Source organism: Sphingobium trunci (assembly GCF_022664535.1).
In the GTDB taxonomy this organism is placed as follows: domain Bacteria; phylum Pseudomonadota; class Alphaproteobacteria; order Sphingomonadales; family Sphingomonadaceae; genus Sphingobium.
Genome location: NZ_JAKUJY010000038.1, coordinates 1 through 20069 on the forward strand (window position 1 = coordinate 1; position 20069 = coordinate 20069).

A 20069-nucleotide genomic window follows, 5' to 3' on the forward strand; every position below is an offset into this window, starting at 1 on the left:
GGGACTGTCAGGAATTTCGTGTGCGGCGAGGCATAATGGGCGACCAGGAGACCCAGTATGTCACGACGGAAAGAACCCTCGATACCGAACGACATTCTCGACCAACTGCTGGCCGGCACTGACGCGGCGGCGGCGCTCAGCCAGGGCGGCCTGCTCGATTCCCTGAAGAAGGCTTTTGCCGAACGGGCGCTCCACGCGGAGATGGATCACCATCTTGGCCAGGAGGAGCAAGGGAACAATAGCCGGAACGGCTATGGCCGCAAGACGGTGACGACCGATGGAGGACGGATCGAGATCGAGGTGCCGCGGGATCGGGCGGGCAGTTTCGACCCGCAGTTGATCGCCAAGTACCAACGACGCTTCCCCGGCTTCGATGACATCGAGGATTGGCAAGCGATCCGGGGGATCGTTTGCTGACGAGACATCTCGATGTATGCGCGCGGCATGAGCACGCGGGAGATCACCGGGCATCTGCGCGACCTGTATGGGATCGACGCCTCGCCTGATCTGATCAGCACGATCACCGACGCGGTGCTGGAGGAAGTGGCAGCCTGGCAGCAGCGCCCATTGGACCCGGCCTATCCGCTGGTTTTCTTCGATGCGATCCGGGTCAAGATCCGCAACAAGGCGATCCATATTGCCCTGGGCGTCATGGCCGACGGGACCAAGGTGGTTCTTGGGCTATGGCTGGAGCAGAATGAAGGCGCCAAGTTCTGGCTGCGCGTCATGAACGAACCGCGCAACCGTGGTGTCGAGGATATCATGCTGGCCGTCGTCGACGGCCTGAAGGGATTTCCCGACGCCATCACCGCCGTCTTTCCCGAAGCGATGGTCCAGACCTGCATCGTCCATCTGCTGCGCAACTCGATGGATTTCGTGGCGTGGAAAGATCGCAAGGCGCTTGGAACGGCCCTGAAGGCCATCTACCGTGCCGTCGATGCCACTGCCGCCGAGGAGGCCCTGACCACCTTCGAGGCCAGCTTCTGGGGCCAGCGTTACCCGGCTATCGGCCAGAGCTGGCGCCGGGCATGGCCTGAGGTCATCCCGTTTTTCGCCTTTCCCGACGAGGTCAGGCGGATCGTCTATACGACAAATTCTATTGAGGCCCTGAATTCCAAGCTCCGCCGCGCTGTTCGTGCGCGCGGCCATTTCCCCAATGATGAGGCGGCCACCAAGCTGCTCTATCTGATCTTGAACCGGTCGGAGAAAGAGTGGAAAATGCCACCGCGTGAGTGGAACATGGCGAAGGCGCAATTTGCCGTGCTCTTCGGCGAACGTTTCATCAGGGCCATGACGGCCTGATGGCCAACCGCCTCGCCGCACACGAAATTCCTGACAGTCCCGCGTAATAGCCTGCAAACCCGATCGGACCTTGTTCGCGTACCCCATCAGGGCCAGCAGTCTACACCGGCTGCATCAATAGGCCGGACAGACGGCTGCACCCAACGGAACGTCAGATCATCACTTTTCACTTGCAACGCGGGAGCCATCCACAGACGCCAGTCCGCTTCCCACCAGGCATCGTCGCTCTCGGCCTGCGAACGCTCCGCCTCGCTCATAACCCGCTGGTCCGGTTCGGCATTGGAAAGCCGCCCAGCGGCAGGCGACCAGAAATCGCTGTTCACACAGCTTGTGCTATCTCTCAAAAGCCGACACAGTTTGCCGATGAGAAGGGTCATCAACGTAGCGAGGCGGTTCCCAGCAACAGCGTTTATGTGCGGCCTCATATTACTCGCCGGGAGCAGTGTCGCGGCCTACTATTCGTTCTTGGCCGTAGGAGTGAGCGATGGTCCCGGCCTTATCACGGCGCGCTTGATGTTCGCGGGCTGCACTATTTTGCTAATGGGTGCATTATTGCTGATTTGGCGCTCAGTATCGGCTTTGATCCAACGGCTATGATGGGTGGACTGCAAACGACCATTTCTTGTCATTTACAGAGCTTTCAGCTGTCTCCATGACTCGACATTGACGGAAATGTGTGCCTGTCGAGCAGCGACGCGACCTGCGCCACATTCGACAGGGGAAAGAGTTTCAAGACATGAGCATTCAGTCTGCCCTACCAAGCTTGACCAAACAGCTTGCATTCGTCCTCTGCGCATTTCTTGCCCTCCCCAACAGCGCCCTGTCGGCGAAAAGTGCCGGTTCCGTGTCGCTTTCTCCAGTCTGGCGGATGGAAAGCGATGAGGACTACAGTTATCAGGCGAATTACCAACCGCCTGGCCCTGTTACAGGCCTTGCTCTGCATGGTTACTTCGCCGACGATAGACTTAACGTTAGCGACGCAAAGGTGTCATTGCCTGCAAGTGCGGAATGCCGCGAGTCCGTCACACTTCCCGATCCGCGAAGCCTCCCTGACTATCTTCCGGCGCGGACACATACCGAATTCTGGTTCTACAGGTCGGGCGATCAAGGCCTTTATCTAGGCCGCACTTGGCGGGTCGAACGATCCGATCAGTGCAATGTCAAAGCAAAGGTAGAGACAAGGATTGTCCATATGTCCCTGTTCAACGGTATGGCGCGCTTTATCGTCATCCACAACGGCGCTGCGCCGGTGGTTTCGACGGATAATATTGCTGAGGGCGAACTTTATCCGATTCCGGCCCACTTCGTCGTCATGGACCGCCAATTGCTGCAAGAAGGGCCGAGGGCTGCTGTCAGCAGGCGGACGGACGACCGGTTGGAGAATACCTCTTTCCGCCGCACCTGCTTCGACACCTCTTTCGCGTTCTTCTTTTCCAATAGCTGCGTTCTCAACGAGACCGGGCCATGGCAAGGCTTATTGATCTCGGCCGACAGCGAGGCCGATGACGGCACATCCTATTCCGAATATCGGCTGCTTGACCTCGATCCTGAGGCCCGGATCGATGGACGCCTCTTCCAATGGGATCGCAAGATTGTGTTGGCACCCACTGCCGGGAAATGACCGTTATTGCGCTATACCTTCCCGTTACCGGAACGACCGCTAGCCACCCAAAACCGCCGTTCAACAAACCCCTACGCCACCCCTTCCGTATCCAGCGCATAGCCTGCCGATCGCACCGTCCGGATGATGTCATGATGGCGCCCGTCGGCATTGATCGCCTTGCGCAGGCGGCGGATATGCACGTCCACCGTGCGCAGTTCGATGTCGCTGTCCTGTCCCCAGACGCTGTCGAGCAGCCGCTCGCGGGAAAAGACCCAGCCCGGATGCTCCAGGAAATGCTTGAGCAGGCGGAACTCGGTGGGGCCGAGCGGGATCACCTGCCCCCCGCGCCGTACCTTGTGGCCGACCGTGTCCATCTCGACGTCGGAAAATGTCAGCGTCTCGCCCGCCAGTGCCGGGCGCACGCGGCGCAGCACCGCGCCGACCCGCGCCACCAGTTCACGCGGCGAGAAGGGCTTGGTCACATAATCGTCCGCGCCGGTTTCCAGGCCGCGCACGCGGTCTTCTTCCTCGCCGCGCGCGGTCAGCATGATGATCGGGACGTTCGCCGTGCCGTTCATGCGACGCAGGCGGCGGCAGACCTCGATCCCCGACAGGCTCTCCACCATCCAGTCGAGCAGCACGATGTCGGGCACATTTTCCTGCGCCAGCAGCAGCGCTTCCTCGCCGTCCACCGTATGGGCGACCTCGAAATCCTCGCGCTTGAAATGCCAGATGAGCAATTCGGCCAGCGCCGCGTCATCCTCCACCAGCAACATCTTGGCTCGCGCCATGTTCAGTCCTCCTGGCTCTGGCCGCCGCGCTCGCGGTCGGGCAGGGTCTGGCCGGTGGCGGCGTAATAGACCATCTCCGCCACATTGGTCGCATGGTCGCCGATGCGTTCGATATTCTTGGCGATGAACAGCAGATGCGCGCATTCGCTGATCGTCTTGGGATTTTCGACCATGAAGGTCACCAGCGTGCGGAACACGCTGTTGTAGAAATCGTCGACCACCGTATCGCGCTCGACGACGGCAAGGGCCAGATCAGCGTCGCGCGCGGCAAAGGCGTTCAGCGCGTCCTGCACCATCTCGCCCGCGACCTGGCCCATCGAGGGAAGAAGCGCGATCGGTTCCTGCGTCCGCTGGTTGGCCGCGATCAGCGGCACGCGCTTGGCGATATTCTTGGCATAATCGCCGATCCGCTCGACCACGCCGACGATCTTGAGCGCCGCGATCACGTCGCGCAGGTCGTTCGCCATCGGCGCGCGCAGGGCGATGATCTCGATGGCCAGCTTTTCGACCTCCGCCTCGATCGCGTCGATGCGCTTGTCCTCGGCGACCACGTCGGCCGCCATCACCTTGTCATGGCGTTGCAGCGCCAGCATCGCCTTTTCGATCGCCGATTCCGCGCGACCGCCCATTTCGGCGATCAGGCCGCGCAGCTTGTCCATTTCCTGATCGAACGCCTTGATCGTATGTTCTGCCATATCTGCTCTCCCCCGGATCAGCCGTACCGTCCGGTGATGTAGTCCTTGGTCCGTTCCTGCTTCGGATTGGTGAAGATGTCCGACGTCACGCCATATTCGACCAGCTCGCCCAGATGGAAAAAGGCGGTGCGCTGCGACACGCGGGCGGCCTGCTGCATATTGTGCGTGACGATCACGATGGCATAGCGGCCGCGCAGTTCGTGGATCAGTTCCTCGATCTTCGCCGTCGCGATCGGGTCGAGCGCGGAACAGGGCTCGTCCATCAGGATCACTTCGGGCTCCACGGCAATGGCGCGGCCGATGCACAGCCGCTGCTGCTGGCCGCCCGAAAGGGCGGTGCCGCTGTCATGCAGCCGGTCCTTCACCTCGTCCCACAGCCCGGCGCGGCGCAGCGATTTCTCGACGATCACGTCCAGGTCCGCCTTGCCGCTCGCCAGCCCGTGGATGCGCGGGCCATAGGCGATATTCTCGTAGATCGACTTGGGGAAGGGATTGGGCTTCTGGAACACCATTCCGACGCGGGCGCGCAGTTGCACCACGTCCATGGCCGGGGCGTAGATATCCTCGCCGTCCAGGGTGATCGTGCCTTCGACGCGGGCGCTCGCGACCGTGTCGTTCATGCGATTGAGCGTCCGCAGGAAGGTCGACTTGCCGCAGCCCGACGGACCGATGAAGGCGGTGACATTGTCCATGTCGACATCGATCGACACGCCCTTGATCGCCTGCTTCTCGCCATAGAAGACCTTGACGTCGCGCGCGGTCATCTTGGTTTCGACGGCGGCCGCCGGCTTTGCTTGTTCTTGGATCATCGCAGTCATCGCGGTTACCACCGCCTTTCGAACTTGTTGCGCAGGTAGATGGCGAGGCCGTTCATCGCGAGCAGGAACACCAGCAGGACGATGATGGCGGCGGAGGTCTTTTCGACGAAACCCTTGGAGACTTCGTCCGACCAGAGGAAGATCTGCACCGGCAGTACGGTCGCCGGATCGGTGATCCCGCCCGGCGGCGTCGCGATGAAGGCACGCATGCCGATCATCAGCAGCGGCGCCGTCTCACCCAGCGCGCGGGCCATGCCGATGATGGTGCCGGTCAGGATTCCGGGTAGGGCCAGCGGCAGCACATGGTGGAACACCACCTGCACCGGGGATGCGCCGATGCCGAGCGCGGCGTCGCGGATGCTGGGCGGCACCGACTTGATGGCGTTGCGGCCCGCGATGACGATGACCGGCATGGTCATCAGCGCCAGCGTCATGCCGCCGACCAGGGCGGCCGAGCGGGGCAGGTGCAGGAAGTTCAGGAAGATCGACAGCCCCAGGAGGCCGAAGATGATGGAGGGCACGGCCGCCAGATTGTTGATCGACACTTCGATGATGTCGGTCATCCAGTTCTTGCGCGCATATTCCTCCAGGTAAACCGCCGTCGCCACGCCCACAGGGAAGCTCAGGGCCAGCGTTACCAGCATGGTCAGCAGCGACCCCTTGAACGCACCCCAGATGCCGACCTGCGTCGGATCGGTGCCGTCGCTGGTCGTCAGGAAGCCCATGTTGAAGCCGGTCGAAAGCAGGCCTGCCTTGTTCAGCCGATCCACCGCCGCCTCGGCTTCCGGCGATCCCTTGCTCTTGGCGGCAAGATCGATCGCGGTCGAGGCAGGCAGCTTGATGGTGACCGTCTGCGAGAGGATTTTCGGATCGGCCTTGATCGTGTCACGCAGCACGGTCCAGGCGGTGGGCGACACCCACTCCTCGGCATCCGCGCCCAGTGCCTTCTTCACCACCTCGCCCGTCACCATCGGCAGATTGGCGTTGGCCAGCGCCTGATCGGTGATGGCATTGGGATCGAGCAGCAGCGGGGATGCGGGGAAGTCCACCTTCACCGCAATCTCGGTCCGGGTGAAGCCGCGCAGGCCGTTGCCGACCATGGTGAACAGCAGGAAGGCCAGGAAAGCGGCGGACAGCAGCACGGCGAACAGCCCTGCGGCCTTGAAGCGGCGCTCGGCGGCATAGCGCCGGGCGATCCGCCTGCGCATCGCCTCCGACGTCCAGTCGGTGGGGTTGCGTGTCGCGCTCATTCGTAAGCCTCGCGATATTTCTTCACGACCCGCAGGGCCACGATGTTGAGCAGCAGGGTGACGACGAACAGCACCAGGCCGAGGGCAAAGGCCGCCAGCGTCTTGGCGCTGTCGAACTCCTGGTCGCCGGTCAGCAGCTGGACGATCTGCGTCGTCACCGTCGTCACGCTGGCAAAGGGATTGAGGGTGAGGTTAGCGGCCAGGCCCGCCGCCATCACCACGATCATGGTCTCGCCGATGGCGCGGCTGACGGCCAGCAGCACGCCGCCGACCACGCCGGGCAGCGCCGCGGGGATCAGCACGCGGCGGATCGTCTCGCTGGTGGTGGCGCCCATGGCCAGGCTGCCGTCGCGCATCGATTGCGGCACGGCGGCGATGCTGTCGTCCGCCATGGAGGAGACGAAGGGGATGATCATCACGCCCATGACCAGACCGGCCGCCAGCGCGCTTTCCGAAGAGGCGCCGTGAATGCCGATCATCACCGCGAAATCGCGCAGGGCAGGGGCGATGGTGAGCGCCGCGAAATAACCGTAGACGACCGTCGGCACGCCCGCCAGCATCTCCAGCGTCGGCTTCATCCATTTGCGCAGCGTCGGGCTGGCATATTGGGTAAGGTAGATGGCGCTCATCAGACCGAGCGGGATGGCGACCGCCATGGCGATGACCGCGCCGATGAAGATCGTGCCCCAGAACAGCGGCACGGCCCCGAAGGCGTCGTCATTGCCATAGCCCAGCGCCGCCGACTGCGGGCTCCATTTGGTCCCGAACAGGAAGTCGATGGGGCTGACCATGGAAAAGAAGCGGAAGCTTTCCCACAGCAGCGACACGACGATGCCCAGCGTGGTGATGATCGCCAGCAGCGATGCGATCAGCAGCGTCGCCATCACCAGCCGCTCGACCCGCGTGCGCGCCCGGAAATCGGGCCGGACGCGGGTGAAGGCATAGGCGCCGCCGGCAAAGGCCAGCACCAGCGCCAGCGCCGCGCCCGCCATGCCGAATTTGCCCAGCGCATCCCGATAGGGATCGACCAGGCCCTGCGAGAGCGGGTTGAACGCCCCGGCCTGCTGCCCCGTCGCGATCGCGCGCGCCTCCCCCAATATGGCGGAGCGCGAGAAATCGTCGGCGGGCAGGCTCTGCGCCGCCGGGCTGCTCAACACCTGCTGGACGACCAGGCCGGGTGCGACATTCGCCCACACCGCCAGGAAGATGCCCGCGGGTACCAGCGTCCAGAGCGCGACATACCAGCCATGATAGCCGGGCAGGCTGTGCATGGCATCGCGGCGGCCCGACGCCCGGGCTGCCCCTTGCAGGCGCAGCGCGCGGGCGCGGGCGCTGACCCAGGCGATCGCGCCAAGGCCGGCCAGCAGCAGGAGGATTGCAGGACCTGTCATGTTCCCCATCTTACTTGAGCTGCGAACCGTCGAGCACGGGCAGCGACTTGACCGCTTCGGCGCTCGCCTTGCGGACCGCGTCGGGCGCCGCGACCATGCCCCGCTTGGTCAGCGCGCCATTGGGGTCCCAGTTCGCCGCAAAGGTGTTCAGATAGGCCTGAAGACCGGGAATCGCGTTCATATGCGCCTTCTTCACATAGATGAAGAGCGGGCGTGCGCCCGGATATTTGCCGGTCGACACGGTTTCATAGGTCGCCTCGACGCCGTTGATGCTGACGTCCTTCAGCGTGTCCTTATTCTCTTCCAGATAGCTGAAGCCGAACACGCCCAGCGCATTGGGGTTGGCGGCCAGCTTCTGGACGATCAGATTGTCATTCTCGCCCGAGTCGACATATTTGCCGTCCTCGCGGATGCGGGTGCAGGTCGCCTTGAACTCGTCCTCGCTCTTCTTCTTGAGCGCTTCCATCGCCGGATCGGTCTCGCAGCCCTTGGTCAGGATCAGTTCGGCCAGCGAATCGCGCGTGCCGCTGGTGGACGGCGGGCCGAAAACGCTGATCGGCGTGGCGGGTAGGCTGGGGTCGACATCCTTCCAGGTCTGGGCCTTGTTCGGACCCTTGCCATAGGGATTGGCGGCCAGCGCCTCATAGACGATCTTGGGCGTCAGCTTGAGGCCGGGGCCATTCTTCGATTCGGCGAAGGCAAGACCATCGACGCCCACCTGGATCTCGACGATCTCCTTGACGCCATTCTTCTGGCAGTCCTCGAATTCCTTCTTCTTCATGCGGCGCGAAGCGTCCTCGATATCGGGATGCTGGGCGCCCACGCCCGCGCAGAACAGCTTCATGCCGCCGCCGGTGCCGGTCGATTCGATGATCGGCGACTTCATGCCCGGATTGCCCTGCACGAACATTTCCGCGATCGCCGTGGCGAAGGGATAGACGGTGGAGGAACCGACCGCGCGGATCTGGTCGCGGGTGCCGCCGGCACCGCCGCCGGACTGCTGGCCGCAGCCAGTAAGGGTAAGGGCAGCCGCAGTCGTGGCGGCGAGCAGTGCGATACGCTTCACGGGATAATCTCCTTCGTCCAAAGGCCGCGATTCGCCGTCGCTGCCCCCCTATAGGCACGCGCCGTAGCGGCGGTACGTCGCGCCTTTGTGACAATCGGATTGCACTTTTATGACAATGACGCCGGAAGCGCCGCCTGTCGCCGTCTTTTTTCGTCAAGCTCTTGCCGCGACGGCCTTTTCCTCCACCGGCATCCGGGGCAGCAGGACGGTGATGGTCGTCCCCTTGCCCAGCACGCTGGCAATGTCCATCCGCCCGCGATGCCGTTCGACGATATGCTTGCAGATGGCGAGTCCCAGGCCGGTGCCGCCGATCGCCCGGCTGCGGCCGGAATCGACGCGGTAGAAACGCTCGGTCAGGCGCGGCAGATGATCGGGGCCGATGCCTTCCCCTTCGTCCGCCACGCAAAGCCGCATCATGCCGCTGGGACCGTCGTTCAGCGCGACGCGGATCGGCGTCCCCGTCCGACCGTATTTGACCGAATTGCCGATCAGATTGTGCAGCAATTGCGAAAGCTGCGCCCGGTCGCCCTGCACGGCGGGCAGGTCCGGTGCGATCTCCATTTCGACCTCGCGGCCCCGCTCGCCATGGCTGGTCCGGAACACGCCGACCACCTCCGCCACCAGGCCGGACAGGTCGACGGCGCTTTCGGGCGCGCGATATTTTTCCGCCTCGATGCGCGATAGGGAGATCAGGTCGTCGATAAGCCGCTGCATCCGCCGTGCCTCGCCGTCCATGATCTTCAGGAAACGCTGGCGCGTCTCATCGTCCTTGCCCAGATCGGGGTCGGCCAGCGTCTCGATGAAGCCCAATATCCCGGCCAGCGGGGTGCGCAGTTCATGGCTGGCGTTGGCGACGAAATCGACGCGCATCTTCTCGGCCGCATGGGCGCCGCTATGGTCGGCCAGATGCACCAGCCGCCGCACCTGTTCATGGTCGCCGATCGGCGCGATCCGCATCTGCCAGCGCTGGTCGCGCGTGCCCAGCCCCACCAGCTCGATCATCACCGGTTCCGCCATCGGCGTCAGGCTGGCCAGCCGTTCGGCGGCGGCGGGATGGCGGATGGCGATGCGGGCATCCTCCCCCTCGATATGCGCGCCCAGCAGACGCTGCGCCGCCCGGTTGGCGGACAGGATGCGCCCCCGCTCGATCAGCATCAGCGGATCGGAAATCCCCTCCAGCAGGTCGCGCGCATCGGGATGGGCGATGATGTCGGGAACCTCCGCCACCACCGGCGAGGCTTCCTCCACGCGCTCGCCGCCGCCCGCCGCGATCATCAGGATCAGGATCGCGCCCAGCACCGGCAGGGCGATGTCGATCGGGTGCGCGCCGATCATCAGCGCGCCGCCGGTCGCCAGCAGCAGCACGGCCAGGGATGCGGTGATCTGGGAAGTCGTCAGGCGATTCATGGTTACCATGCTGGATTTTCGGCGCATTTGCTGCAAAGGCTGCGGCAGTAACATGCAATTTTTACACTTTGGCAAGCGCGATAGCGGATCAGGAAGACATGAGCGAGCCATTGCCCCCCGCGAACGGAACCGAGTCGGACGATGCGCCGAACCTCGCCACACCCTCGCGCCGCCAGCTTCTGATGGGCGGGGCGGTCGCGGCGTCCGCCATCGTCTCGATCCGTCCGGCGCTGGCCAACACGGCGGCCTCGGTGCTGAACTGCACCATTCCGGTTCCGGACCAGGGCCGTTCGGGCCAATATGTCGCCCCCAACGGGCAGGTCGTGCCCGCTGGCACGCAGGGCGCCTTTCCCGGCGCGGGCCAGCCCTTCACCGGGGAACAGGTGAAGCAGGCGCTGCGCGGCGGCCGCCTGCCAGGCACGGCCTATGACCAGAATCAGGCCTATCTGAACTATATCCGCCGTCTCCAGTCCGGCACGAGCGGCTTTACCTGCTACGCATCGCTGCAAATGCCCCGCTGACCGAAGGCGGCGCTCCGGACCGAAGTCCATACGGGTCGCCCGCGTTGATGGCGTCGAAGCTCCGACGCTTCCGTCAGACGCAGCAAGGGCGCCTTCATGTTCCACACCCCCCATTGGGTGACGCAGGCTTTTCCGGTCGCAATCTATCTCCACGAACCCGGTGACGGTGGGCTGGACCGCGTCGCCATCATGCTGGCCAATCACCTGCTGAGGCGCGGCATCGCCGTCGAACTGTGGATGACGCGGATGGACGGACCGGCGGCGGGACTGATCGACCCCAGCCTGCGGGTCCGGCGGGTGCCCGCGCCGCGCCTCACGCGGCGGCTCTCCATGATCGCGCAATTTCCCGCGCTGGCCGCGATGGTCAGGCGGCACCGTCCCGATATCCTCTATTCGGCCGGCAATCAGAGCAACATGCTGTGTGCCCTGGCGGCATGGGGCACGGCGACGCAGGCCGTCAGCCGCATTTCCAATCCCATCGTCCGCCCCGGCCAGACCGGCCTTGCGGCATGGCTCAGGCGCAGCCGTTTCCGCGTCATTTCCCGGATCAGCGCGATGACCATCGCGATGGGCGAAGCGGATCGGCAGATGCTGGCCGGTCCCGGCCCGCTGGCGGCACGGCGCGTGATCCTGCTGCCCCGGCCGACCGTCACCCCGATGCTGGAACGGGCAGGGCGGCGGCGGGGCGATTGTCCGCCCCCGTCCCCGTGTCCGCCCCGTCATTTGCTGATGGTCGGGCGTCTGGCCGAGCAGAAGGATCATGCGACGGCACTGGCCGCGCTGGCGCGCCTTCGCCATGTCGACTGGCGGCTGAAAATTGCCGGACAGGGACCGCTGCGCCAGGAACTGGAAAGGCTATGCGTGCAACTGGGCATAGCCGAACGCGTCGAATTTCTGGGCTTCGTCGGCGATCAGCGGCGGCTGGCGGAACTGATGGCACAAGCCGACCTGCTGCTCCAGCCCTCGCGCTGGGAAGGGCTGGTGGCCACGATGATCGAGGCGCTGGGATGCGGAACGGGCGTGGTGGCGACCGATTCCGCCCCCGATATCCATCCGCTGCTGGCGGCGGCGGGCCAGCATCCGCCCGTGCCCGTGGGTGACGCGGCGGCCTTCGCCGCGGCGATCCTCTGGGCGCTTGCGCATCCGTCCCCCGTCGATCGGTTGGCCGGAGCGGTCCATGATCATTGCGCCGAACGGGCGCTCGACGCGCATGTCAGGGCGTTTGCGCACCTCGTCGGCTCCGACGGCGTCCGCTGGAGCGGCGCCATGCAAAATGGCTTGCTCCGTTAGGCACCTGCTTACATCTTGGCCTTAAAGGGGAAGGCGACGCTTCCCAGGACAAGGCCCGCTTCGTGACCATGCCGCATCGCTATTGCCAGGACGGGGAGGACGCCGTCGCGACCTGCGTTCTGGAGGATATGGTGCTGCTTTATCACCGTCCGTCCGGGCAGACCCATATGGTTATCAGCCCGGTGCCGGAGATATTGGCCGCGCTGGCCGAGGGCGCGGCACTCACCGCGTCGGAAGTGCATGGCGAACTGTCCCGGCACTATGATCTCGGACCGGCGGAGGAAGCGCTGCCGCAGATCGAGGCGCATCTGGCCGAACTGACGGCGCTCGGACTGGTCCGCCTCGCGTGAACCATGCCCTGTCCCTGAAGATCGGCCCGGCCACCTTCCGCATCGGATCGGCCTGGCGGCAGCCTGTCGAGGCGCTGGCCCGGCTCTATGCCGATTATCCCGATGCGGCCGGCAAGGTCGCTGATTTCACCGTGCGGCTGGAACCGGCGGGCCTGTTCCGGCGCTGGCTGCGCCCCTCCATCTTCATCACCGGCGACCATGGCCTTGCCGACGCCGCGCCGATGAGCCTGACCCATGGGCTGCTGGCGGCGGAGATGGGGATGAACCTGCAAATGGCGCTGGGCTGGCGGCGGCATCTGCTGCTCCACGCCGCCAGCGTGGAAAGGGACGGGCAGGCGCTGGTCATGACCGGCGAGTCCGGATCGGGCAAATCCACGCTCGCCGCGCAATTGGGGGAGCGCGGCTGGCGGCTGATGGGCGATGAATTCGCCCTGCTCGATCTGGCGACGGGGGATGTCCTTCCCTTTCCCCGGCTGGTCTCGCTCAAGAACCGCGCCATCGACGTGCTGGCGGCGGAGGCGCCCGCGCCGCGCATGGGTCCGTTGCTGGCCGCCACCGCCAAGGGCGATATCCGCCATCTGGTGCCCCGCTCCGACGCGGTCCGGCGCATGGGGCAGGGCGCGCGCCCCGCGCTGCTGCTCTTCCCGCGCTTTGGTCATGCCGCCGCCGTGCGGGGCGTGGGGCAGGGGGAGGTGTTCATGCGGCTGACCCAGGCGTCGACCAATTATGTCGCGCTGGGGGAACCGGGCTTTGCCGCCCTGACCCGCTTCGTCCGCAGCGTGCCCGCCCGCGCCATCGACTTCCCGTCGGGCGAGGAGGCCATCGCCATGGTCGATCGGCTGTGGGAGGAACTGGCATGAACGCGCTGCTGCTGGTGCGGGCCCTGCGCGATCCGGACGGCGTGGCGGCGCTGGACGATGGAGGGGACGGTGCGGGCTGGAATGCGCTGATCGCCATGGCGCGGGCGGAACGGCTGATCGGGACGCTGGCGCTGCGCATCGGGGACCGGCTGGTTCCGCAAGCGGTGGCGCCGATCCTGGCCGACGCCCGGCTGGACGCGGAGCGGGAGGCGCGCCAGGCCCTGTGGGAGGCGGACCGCGCCGCCGAAGCGATCGCGCCGCTGGGGCTGCCGGTCGTGCTGCTCAAGGGCACGGCCTATGCGGCGGCGGGCCTTGTCGCCGGGCAGGGGCGCTTCATCGGCGATCTCGACATTCTCGTGCCGCGCCCGTCGATGCAGGCGGTGGAACAATGCCTGCTCCGCGCCGGGTGGGAATGGGTGAAGGACGATCCCTATGACGACGCCTATTATCGCCAATGGATGCATGAACTGCCGCCGATGATCCATGCCGGGCGGGACCGGATGATCGACGTGCACCACACCGTCCTGCCGGTGACCGCGCGGCAAAGGCCGGACGCGGCGGCGATGATCGGCGATGCCGTTCCCATCACCAATGAACTCTATATTCTCTCGCCGGAGGACCGGCTGTGCCACGCGGTCGCGCATCTGCTGGCGGACGGCGATCTGGCGGGCGGGCTGCGCAATCTGTGGGATATCCATTGCCTGCTCGAGGGTCTCGATCCGGTGGCGCTCGACGAACGGGCGGCGCGCCATGGCATAAGACCCCATGTGCGGCAGGCGCGGCGGCTGGCGGCGGCGCTCTATGGCGATGGCGCGCGCCTGACCTTCTGGGACCGGATCGTCGTGGCGCGGCTGCTGGCGCGCGATGGCTGGGGACGGGAACGGCGCAAATTGCTCCGCTTCGCCTTCTATCTGCGCTCGCACTGGCTGCGGATGCCGCCCGCCATGCTGGCGCGCCACCTGTTCACCAAATGGCGCAAGGGCCATCGGCCAGCCTAACCCGGCAAGGCGACCTTGAGGGCAAGTCCGGCCATGTCGGCCACGGCCAGCAGCCGCTCCACCGGCCTGCCTGCACGCGCATCGGAGGAGAGGCCCGACAGGATCGCGACCATATAATCGGCGACGGTCCCGGCCTGCTCCGGATGGCTGGGGGCCAGGAAATCCCTGATCCGGCTCGCGCTGCCCTCCTTCCAGATGCGGGCGCGGGCGGCCGCGTCCGGGTCGCTGCCGCGTGCGCCCTCCAGCACCAGGCAGCCGGCCGCCGAAGGATCGGCGGCATAGATGCGGGCGGCTTCGTGCAGCAGCCGGGTCAGCGCCTGCGCGGGCGGCGCGCCGGGGCTCAGCAGATCCCCGACCGGCAGCGCAGACGCCGCGTAGCGCGCCAGCACCTGGCCGAACAGCGACGCCTTGTCCCCGAAGGCGGCATAGAGGCTGGGCGGATTGATCCCCATCGCCTGCGCCAGCGCGGCGACGCCTGTTCCGTCATAGCCATGTTCGTGGAACAGCGCCTGCGCTATATTCAGCGCCGCCTCCTTGTCGAAGGCGCGAGGACGGCCGCGGCCTTTCGATTTTTCTTTATCGGTCACTATAAAAATCCTTGAACATGCTCTTCGCTAATTTATATAGCGATCATTACATATTTAGCAAGGAACCTCCCCATGACTGATTTTTCGAACCGGAAAATACTGGTCCTCGGCGGCAGCCGCGGCATCGGCGCCGCCATCGTCCGCCGCTTCGCAAACGACGGCGCCACCGTCGGCTTCACCTATGCCGGATCGCATGAAGCGGCCCAGACCCTGGCCGACCAGACCGGAGCCAGGGCGATCAGGTCCGACGCCGCCGATCGCCAGGCAGTCGTCGATGTCGTTCGCGGGGAAGGCCCGCTCGACATATTGGTGGTGAATGCTGGCGCTCTGGTGCTGGGCAACCCGCTGGAACTGGAGGCCGATGCAGTCGACCGGATGATCGACATCAATGTCCGCGCGCCCTATCACGCCGCCGTCGAAGCCGCCCGGCAGATGCCCGACGGCGGCCGGATCATCGTGATCGGATCGACCAATGGCGACCGCATCCCCTTTGAGGGCGGCGCAGCCTATGCGCTCACCAAATCGGCGCTCCAGGGATTGGCCCGCGGCCTCGCGCGTGACTTCGGCGCGAGGGGGATCACGGTCAACATCATCCAGCCGGGGCCGACCGATACCGACATGAACCCCGCCGATGGCCCGATGAGCGGCCTGATGCACAGCTTCATGGCGATCAAGCGCCACGCCACGGGTGAGGAAATTGCCGGTCTGGCGGCCTATCTGGCCGGGCCGGAAGCGGGTATCATCACTGGCGCCATGCACACGATCGACGGCGGTTTCGCGGCCTGATCAATCGAGCATCGCGGCGAGGGCAGGCGTCATATATTCCTGCCCGCCTGTTTCCGTCCTTCCAATCAGCAGGGCGGGAATGCCATGGCGAGCGGCGAGCGCCGTGCCCCGATCCGGCCCCAGCACGGTCATGGCGGTCGCCCAGCCGTCGGCCATCATGGCGCTTTCATGCAGCACGGTGACCGACGCGACGTCATTGACGATCGGCGCGCCGGTCGCCGGGTCGATACTGTGCGCAAGGCGTTTGCCGCCCTCCTCGCGGAAGCGGCGATAATCGCCCGAGGTCGCCACCGCCAGACCGCACAGCGCGATGCGCAGAGTGGGCAGCGCCATGCCCGGCGGCGCCTCCACATCGACCCACCAGGGCTGGAAGCCGGGCTTGATCCCACGACCGAGCAACTCCCCGCCAATCTCGATCAGGAAATGCGCGGCGCCCAGATCATGCAGGGCTGCCGCGACCGCATCCACCGCAAAGCCCTTGGCGATGCCGGAAAAGTCGAGCGTCACGTCCGCGAGGCGGCGGGCCCGTTCGCCCTCGATCTCGATGGCGGTCCATGGCGAGGGATGGCTTGGTGCAGCAGAGAGGCCGGTAAGCCCGCCCGGCCCGAAACCCCATTGCGCGACAAGACGGCCCACCGCCGGATCGAAGGCGCCTCCTGAAAGGCGCGCCATGTCCAATCCTGCGCGCAGCACCGTCAACATGTCGGCGGGAAGCGCTGTCCATTGTCCCGGCGGCGCAGCGTTGAAGCGGCTGATGTCCGAACCTGCTTCCCAATTGCTCATCTGCGCGATGATCCGGGCGAGCACGGCTTCGATCGCTGCCAAGCTGCCGGGAGGCGCATCGACGATGCGGACCGACCAGCTCGTGCCCATGGTCGGACCACCGAAATCGCTGATCCGGCCGAGCCTGTTCCCCGACCCGAGGATATCGGGCGACAGGCTGGGCGGAATGGCGATGCGAATGGCGGCGGCGGTCAGCCCTGCACCTCGACCGTCATGGCATAGGTGGCGCGGTCCTGTGGCGGACCCATGGGGCGCGGGCCGCCAGGACCCCCCGGGCCTCCAGGGCCGCCGGTTGCGGCCGCAGCTGCGCCGGGACCGCCGGGACCTTCGGCCGGACCGCGCCGCCCGCCGGTGCTGAGGCTGACCCAATACATGCCTGCTTCCGGCCAGGTGAAGCTCACCTTGCCCTGCGCATCGGTCTTGGCGTCCATCTGCTTGAGGTCGGAGCGGTAGCGAATGCCTCCCGGAATGGCGATCACGTCGAGTCCGGCAGCGGGCTTGCCATTGAGCAGGAACTGGAAGCTGGCCGCTTCCCCCACGACCAGATCGTTAGGATGGGTGACGGGGATCATCTCCAGACCCTTGCCGGTCGTGGTGAACACCTTGCGATCCGGCTCGCCCGCCGTCACGAAGGTTTCGATGCGGGTGGTCGCCGTCGCGGTCTGCACGTCGGTCGCACCCTGCGGCAGCGCTGCCGCCAAAGTCGCTGCCGTGGTGCCGCGCGGCAGCATCTTGCGCTCGCCGTTCAGCATGTAACTGCCCATCAACATCTCGCTGGTGATGGCGATCTTGTAGGTGCCCTTGGCCCTGATGCCAAGGTCGAAGGTCTGGCGCAGCCTGCCGACCGTGCGGTTTTCGACCTGCGTCGTGCTGCCGTCGGGCGCGGTCACGATCGGTTGCCAGTCCTGCCCCGGATGGTCGAAATAATAGAGGTCGCTCGAAATGGCGGCATCGACGGTCAGCCATTCATTGCCCGATCCGGCGAACATGGTTTCGGACGGCAGCATCCAGGGACGGGCGGCGCCAGCCATTTGCGGCAGGGCGATGGCGGCCGTGGCGGCGAGCAGCAGCAGCGGCTTGCGAAACAGGATCATGGCTTTCCCCTTCAGCGCGACAGGACGGCGCTGACCGCGCCCAGTTCGAACTGGCCGCTGGCGCTGCCCCTTGCCCCGGCAGAGGTGACGGTCAGGGGGACGCGCACCACTTCGCGGCCGCCATTTTCGCGGGCAGCCTCGACCAGCAGCGTATATTGGCCGGGCGTCAGGCTCGGCATGCCGCCCTTGCCGGAAGTGAAGCTGAGCTTGTGGGTGCCCGCGGCGCGGGTCGCGCCCGATACGCCGTCGGCGGGCACGGTCAGGGAGCGGCCGGATGCACGCCACCACATGCGCACGTCGCGCAGCCATTTGGCGCCGCCATTGTTGCGCTTGTCGACATCGTACAGGATCGAAAGCGTGCGCGCCGGGACGCCTTCCTTCTCCAGCCATATGGCCACATAGGGCCGGTGATATTCGGCGACCGACAGGCGGGGCAGGGTAAGCGTGACGTCCAGCGTCTGCGCGGTCGCTGGCGTGGCGAGCGCCCCGAAGGCGCCGAATGCCGCGCCTCCGGTCAGGACGAGCTTGTGGCTGATCTGCATGAGGTGAAATCCCCCTTAATGGATGAAGATGATGGCGAGGATCGCCGGAATGGCGAGGCCCATGGCGACCAGCGGCCAGGTGGTCGGGCGCTTCCTGGCATGGAGCCAGAGCAGCAGCAGTCCGGTCAGCGCGAAGAGGAAACAGGCGACAGCGAAAATGTCGATGAACCATTTCCAGACGCCGCCTGCATTGCGGCCCTTGTGCAGGTCGTTCAGATAGCTGATCCACCCCCGGCTGGTCGCTTCGCTGGTGACTGCGCCGCTATGCCGGTCGATCGACACCCAGCCGTCGCCGCCCGGCCGGGGCAGCGCCAGATAGACCTCATCCGCCGACCATTCGGCATCGCCATCGCCGCTCTGGCCGATGGTTTTTTCGACCCAGGCCGCGACGGGGGCGGGCAGGGGCCTTTTCATATCGGGCGCATCATCCGCGGCCACTTGCCTCAACAGCGCAGCGGGCAGGGTGGCGGATTTGCTGACCGTCTGCGGCGATCCCTCCACATCGGCGGCGTGATTGAGCGTGATGCCGGTGAAGGCGAACAGCAGCAGCCCGATCAGGCTGATGGCGGAACTGATCCAATGCCAGCTGTGAAGCTGTTTCAGCCAGAAACTTTTGGCGCTCTTCTTCCTGGGCTGAGTATGGACAGGGGCGTGCATGGGGATGAGCGTCGATCCTATATGGGCGTGGCGGGCTCAATAACGCGAACGACTCGCAATTGCAAATAGATGCTCCGCCAAATTTGCATCAAAATATGAAGCGATAGCCGGAACGGGGAGGTGAAGCGGAGAATGTCCTGACGTTCGAGCCGTCCGCCTATTGACGGGGCGCTCCTTCCCATCTAGCCGCCATGGAACGGCGTGACATGCAAATGTTTCGGCGCCGGGGGGCCCCGCCCGCAAAGGACGAAAAAATGCTGCTGCCGGCCGTTGCTGCTGGAATGTTGATGGGCGCGCAGGCAGGGGCTGTCGAATCCCCGCCGCAAAATACGCCGCCGAGTGAAATCGCTGTCCCTGCCACGGAAGCTGCGCCGCAGTCGCCGCCGCCGAATGTCGTCGTACCGCCGCCACCGGTGATGCCGAATCTGCCGGGTACCGCGGTGCAGCCTCCCGCCTCAGCACCGAGTCAGGGCGATATCGTCGTCACCGGGCGGACGCGGCCACCACCGGGCGATCCGATGGAACGGCTTAACATGAAGAGCTTCGAGACCGTACAGGCGGTCGACAAGGCCGTGCTGGAGCCGGTTGCCAAGGCCTATAACAAGGGCCTGCCCAAGCCGGTGCGCAAGGGGCTTCGCAATTTCTTCGCCAACCTGCAGGAACCGGTGGTCTTCGTGGCCTATATGCTCGAGTTCAAGCCGGGCAAGGCGTTCGAGACGGTCGGGCGGTTCGGCATCAACACGACGCTGGGCGTGGCCGGGCTGTTCGACGTGGCCAAGCGCAAGCCCTTCTTCCTGCCCTACCGGCCCAATGGCGTGGCCAATGTGCTGGGCTATTATGGGGTAGGACCCGGGCCTTACATGTACCTGCCGATCATCGGCCCCACCACGCTCCGCGACGTCATCGGCGACACGATCGACAAGATGGTCGTGCCCTTCGCCATCGGCAAGCCGTTCACCGAACCCAAATATGTGATCCCGGCGACGATCCTCAACCAGCTTGGGCAGCGCGCGGCCTTTGACGAGACGATCCGGCAGATCCGCGATGAGGAAAATCCCTACGCCTATTATCGCGAGCTGTATCTGAAGCAGCGCAAGGCGGAGATCGAGGCGCTGCACGGGCGCAAGCCCCCCGAACCGGTGGTGCCGGTCTATGGTCCGGCCCTGGGCAAGATCACCCCCCAGGACGTGATCGATGGCAAGGCGGACGCGCCGCAATAAGCGTCCTTCGCCGTCATTCCCGCGCAGGGCGGGAATGACGGTTGTCCCGTGACAGAGG

21 protein-coding genes and 1 pseudogene are annotated in these 20069 nt (G+C 65.4%); 9 read left to right on the forward strand and 13 right to left on the reverse strand.

The window, feature by feature from the left end; all coding sequences use genetic code 11:
• Positions 1-57: 57 nt before the first annotated feature.
• Positions 58-1302: pseudogene (locus MJ601_RS20505) on the forward strand (IS256 family transposase).
• 86 nt (positions 1303-1388) lie between these two features.
• Here the strand turns inward: MJ601_RS20505 and MJ601_RS20510 are convergent.
• Positions 1389-1625 carry a hypothetical protein gene (locus tag MJ601_RS20510; RefSeq protein WP_242130252.1) on the reverse strand — a complete coding sequence of 79 codons (237 nt, stop codon included), beginning with the start codon at positions 1623-1625 and terminating at the stop codon, positions 1389-1391.
• A 413-nt stretch (positions 1626-2038) separates the two neighbouring features.
• On the opposite strand from MJ601_RS20510, the gene MJ601_RS20515 reads away from it, so the two are divergent.
• Positions 2039-2923 (forward strand): hypothetical protein, encoded by an 885-nt coding sequence (locus MJ601_RS20515; protein ID WP_242130253.1) that lies wholly within the window; start codon positions 2039-2041, stop codon positions 2921-2923.
• A gap of 71 nt (positions 2924-2994) precedes the next feature.
• On the opposite strand, the gene phoB is transcribed toward MJ601_RS20515, so the two are convergent.
• The 7 genes from phoB to MJ601_RS20550 form a co-directional block, all read right to left on the reverse strand.
• A complete protein-coding gene (phoB, locus tag MJ601_RS20520) occupies positions 2995-3696 on the reverse strand; it encodes a phosphate regulon transcriptional regulator PhoB (protein WP_242130254.1) in 702 nt (233 codons plus the stop codon).
• 2 nt (positions 3697-3698) lie between these two features.
• Positions 3699-4391 carry a phosphate signaling complex protein PhoU gene (gene phoU / locus MJ601_RS20525; protein ID WP_242130255.1) on the reverse strand — a complete coding sequence of 231 codons (693 nt, stop codon included), beginning with the start codon at positions 4389-4391 and terminating at the stop codon, positions 3699-3701.
• Positions 4392-4408: 17 nt separating this feature from the next.
• Positions 4409-5209 carry a phosphate ABC transporter ATP-binding protein PstB gene (gene pstB, locus MJ601_RS20530; RefSeq protein WP_281061378.1) on the reverse strand — a complete coding sequence of 267 codons (801 nt, stop codon included), beginning with the start codon at positions 5207-5209 and terminating at the stop codon, positions 4409-4411.
• 5 nt (positions 5210-5214) lie between these two features.
• Complete coding sequence (gene pstA, locus MJ601_RS20535; protein WP_242130256.1) at positions 5215-6459, reverse strand: phosphate ABC transporter permease PstA; 1245 nt, start codon at positions 6457-6459, stop codon at positions 5215-5217.
• Positions 6456-7850, reverse strand: a complete 1395-nt coding sequence (pstC, locus tag MJ601_RS20540; protein ID WP_242130257.1) for a phosphate ABC transporter permease subunit PstC — start codon at positions 7848-7850, stop codon at positions 6456-6458. The genes pstA and pstC overlap by 4 nt, the downstream gene beginning before the upstream one ends.
• Before the next feature lie 10 nt (positions 7851-7860).
• Entirely contained in the window at positions 7861-8916 is a 1056-nt protein-coding gene (locus MJ601_RS20545) for a substrate-binding domain-containing protein (protein WP_242130258.1), read from the reverse strand.
• 153 nt (positions 8917-9069) lie between these two features.
• Positions 9070-10323 (reverse strand): ATP-binding protein, encoded by a 1254-nt coding sequence (locus MJ601_RS20550; protein WP_242130259.1) that lies wholly within the window; start codon positions 10321-10323, stop codon positions 9070-9072.
• A 98-nt stretch (positions 10324-10421) separates the two neighbouring features.
• Between MJ601_RS20550 and MJ601_RS20555 the strand changes: the two genes are divergently transcribed.
• The 5 genes from MJ601_RS20555 to MJ601_RS20575 all read left to right on the forward strand — a co-directional run bounded on the left by MJ601_RS20555 (position 10422) and on the right by MJ601_RS20575 (position 14342).
• Positions 10422-10844 (forward strand): hypothetical protein, encoded by a 423-nt coding sequence (locus MJ601_RS20555; RefSeq protein WP_242130260.1) that lies wholly within the window; start codon positions 10422-10424, stop codon positions 10842-10844.
• Between the two features lie 96 nt (positions 10845-10940).
• A complete protein-coding gene (locus MJ601_RS20560) occupies positions 10941-12134 on the forward strand; it encodes a glycosyltransferase (protein ID WP_242130261.1) in 1194 nt (397 codons plus the stop codon).
• Between the two features lie 68 nt (positions 12135-12202).
• Positions 12203-12484, forward strand: coding sequence for an HPr-rel-A system PqqD family peptide chaperone (locus tag MJ601_RS20565; protein ID WP_242130279.1), 282 nt, complete (start codon positions 12203-12205; stop codon positions 12482-12484).
• A complete protein-coding gene (locus MJ601_RS20570) occupies positions 12481-13344 on the forward strand; it encodes an HprK-related kinase A (protein WP_242130262.1) in 864 nt (287 codons plus the stop codon). The genes MJ601_RS20565 and MJ601_RS20570 overlap by 4 nt, the downstream gene beginning before the upstream one ends.
• On the forward strand, positions 13341-14342 hold the full coding sequence (locus MJ601_RS20575) for a nucleotidyltransferase domain-containing protein (protein ID WP_242130263.1): 1002 nt from the start codon (positions 13341-13343) through the stop codon (positions 14340-14342). Before MJ601_RS20570 ends, MJ601_RS20575 begins: the two co-directional genes overlap by 4 nt.
• On the opposite strand, the gene MJ601_RS20580 is transcribed toward MJ601_RS20575, so the two are convergent.
• Positions 14339-14929 (reverse strand): TetR/AcrR family transcriptional regulator, encoded by a 591-nt coding sequence (locus tag MJ601_RS20580; RefSeq protein WP_242130264.1) that lies wholly within the window; start codon positions 14927-14929, stop codon positions 14339-14341. The genes MJ601_RS20575 and MJ601_RS20580 overlap by 4 nt on opposite strands.
• A 72-nt stretch (positions 14930-15001) precedes the next feature.
• On the opposite strand from MJ601_RS20580, the gene bdcA reads away from it, so the two are divergent.
• Positions 15002-15715: an SDR family oxidoreductase gene (bdcA, locus tag MJ601_RS20585; protein ID WP_242130265.1), complete on the forward strand. Its 714-nt coding sequence runs from the start codon at positions 15002-15004 to the stop codon at positions 15713-15715.
• On the opposite strand, the gene MJ601_RS20590 is transcribed toward bdcA, so the two are convergent.
• The 4 genes from MJ601_RS20590 to MJ601_RS20605 all read right to left on the reverse strand — a co-directional run bounded on the left by MJ601_RS20590 (position 15716) and on the right by MJ601_RS20605 (position 18791).
• The gene (locus MJ601_RS20590; protein WP_242130266.1) at positions 15716-16588 is read right to left on the reverse strand and encodes an FAD:protein FMN transferase; all 873 of its coding nucleotides are present in this window, start codon (positions 16586-16588) and stop codon (positions 15716-15718) included. It abuts the gene before it with no gap.
• 101 nt (positions 16589-16689) lie between these two features.
• A complete protein-coding gene (locus tag MJ601_RS20595) occupies positions 16690-17592 on the reverse strand; it encodes a DUF4198 domain-containing protein (RefSeq protein WP_242130267.1) in 903 nt (300 codons plus the stop codon).
• 11 nt (positions 17593-17603) lie between these two features.
• Positions 17604-18134 (reverse strand): DUF2271 domain-containing protein, encoded by a 531-nt coding sequence (locus MJ601_RS20600; protein ID WP_242130268.1) that lies wholly within the window; start codon positions 18132-18134, stop codon positions 17604-17606.
• Between the two features lie 15 nt (positions 18135-18149).
• Positions 18150-18791: a PepSY-associated TM helix domain-containing protein gene (locus MJ601_RS20605; RefSeq protein ID WP_242130269.1), complete on the reverse strand. Its 642-nt coding sequence runs from the start codon at positions 18789-18791 to the stop codon at positions 18150-18152.
• Between the two features lie 254 nt (positions 18792-19045).
• On the opposite strand from MJ601_RS20605, the gene MJ601_RS20610 reads away from it, so the two are divergent.
• The gene (locus MJ601_RS20610) at positions 19046-20011 is read left to right on the forward strand and encodes an MlaA family lipoprotein (RefSeq protein WP_242130270.1); all 966 of its coding nucleotides are present in this window, start codon (positions 19046-19048) and stop codon (positions 20009-20011) included.
• The last annotated feature ends 58 nt before the right edge of the window (positions 20012-20069 follow it).

Coding starts and splice junctions, on each gene's coding strand:
- MJ601_RS20515 (WP_242130253.1), top strand. CDS start 2,039: ATGAGCATTCAGTCTGCCCTACCAAGCTTGACCAAACAGCTTGCATTC.
- phoB (WP_242130254.1), bottom strand. CDS start 3,696: ATGGCGCGAGCCAAGATGTTGCTGGTGGAGGATGACGCGGCGCTGGCC.
- phoU (WP_242130255.1), bottom strand. CDS start 4,391: ATGGCAGAACATACGATCAAGGCGTTCGATCAGGAAATGGACAAGCTG.
- pstB (WP_281061378.1), bottom strand. CDS start 5,209: ATGACTGCGATGATCCAAGAACAAGCAAAGCCGGCGGCCGCCGTCGAA.
- pstA (WP_242130256.1), bottom strand. CDS start 6,459: ATGAGCGCGACACGCAACCCCACCGACTGGACGTCGGAGGCGATGCGC.
- pstC (WP_242130257.1), bottom strand. CDS start 7,850: ATGACAGGTCCTGCAATCCTCCTGCTGCTGGCCGGCCTTGGCGCGATC.
- MJ601_RS20550 (WP_242130259.1), bottom strand. CDS start 10,323: ATGAATCGCCTGACGACTTCCCAGATCACCGCATCCCTGGCCGTGCTG.
- MJ601_RS20555 (WP_242130260.1), top strand. CDS start 10,422: ATGAGCGAGCCATTGCCCCCCGCGAACGGAACCGAGTCGGACGATGCG.
- MJ601_RS20560 (WP_242130261.1), top strand. CDS start 10,941: ATGTTCCACACCCCCCATTGGGTGACGCAGGCTTTTCCGGTCGCAATC.
- MJ601_RS20565 (WP_242130279.1), top strand. CDS start 12,203: ATGCCGCATCGCTATTGCCAGGACGGGGAGGACGCCGTCGCGACCTGC.
- MJ601_RS20575 (WP_242130263.1), top strand. CDS start 13,341: ATGAACGCGCTGCTGCTGGTGCGGGCCCTGCGCGATCCGGACGGCGTG.
- bdcA (WP_242130265.1), top strand. CDS start 15,002: ATGACTGATTTTTCGAACCGGAAAATACTGGTCCTCGGCGGCAGCCGC.
- MJ601_RS20590 (WP_242130266.1), bottom strand. CDS start 16,588: ATGGGCACGAGCTGGTCGGTCCGCATCGTCGATGCGCCTCCCGGCAGC.
- MJ601_RS20595 (WP_242130267.1), bottom strand. CDS start 17,592: ATGATCCTGTTTCGCAAGCCGCTGCTGCTGCTCGCCGCCACGGCCGCC.
- MJ601_RS20600 (WP_242130268.1), bottom strand. CDS start 18,134: ATGCAGATCAGCCACAAGCTCGTCCTGACCGGAGGCGCGGCATTCGGC.
- MJ601_RS20605 (WP_242130269.1), bottom strand. CDS start 18,791: ATGCACGCCCCTGTCCATACTCAGCCCAGGAAGAAGAGCGCCAAAAGT.
- MJ601_RS20610 (WP_242130270.1), top strand. CDS start 19,046: ATGCTGCTGCCGGCCGTTGCTGCTGGAATGTTGATGGGCGCGCAGGCA.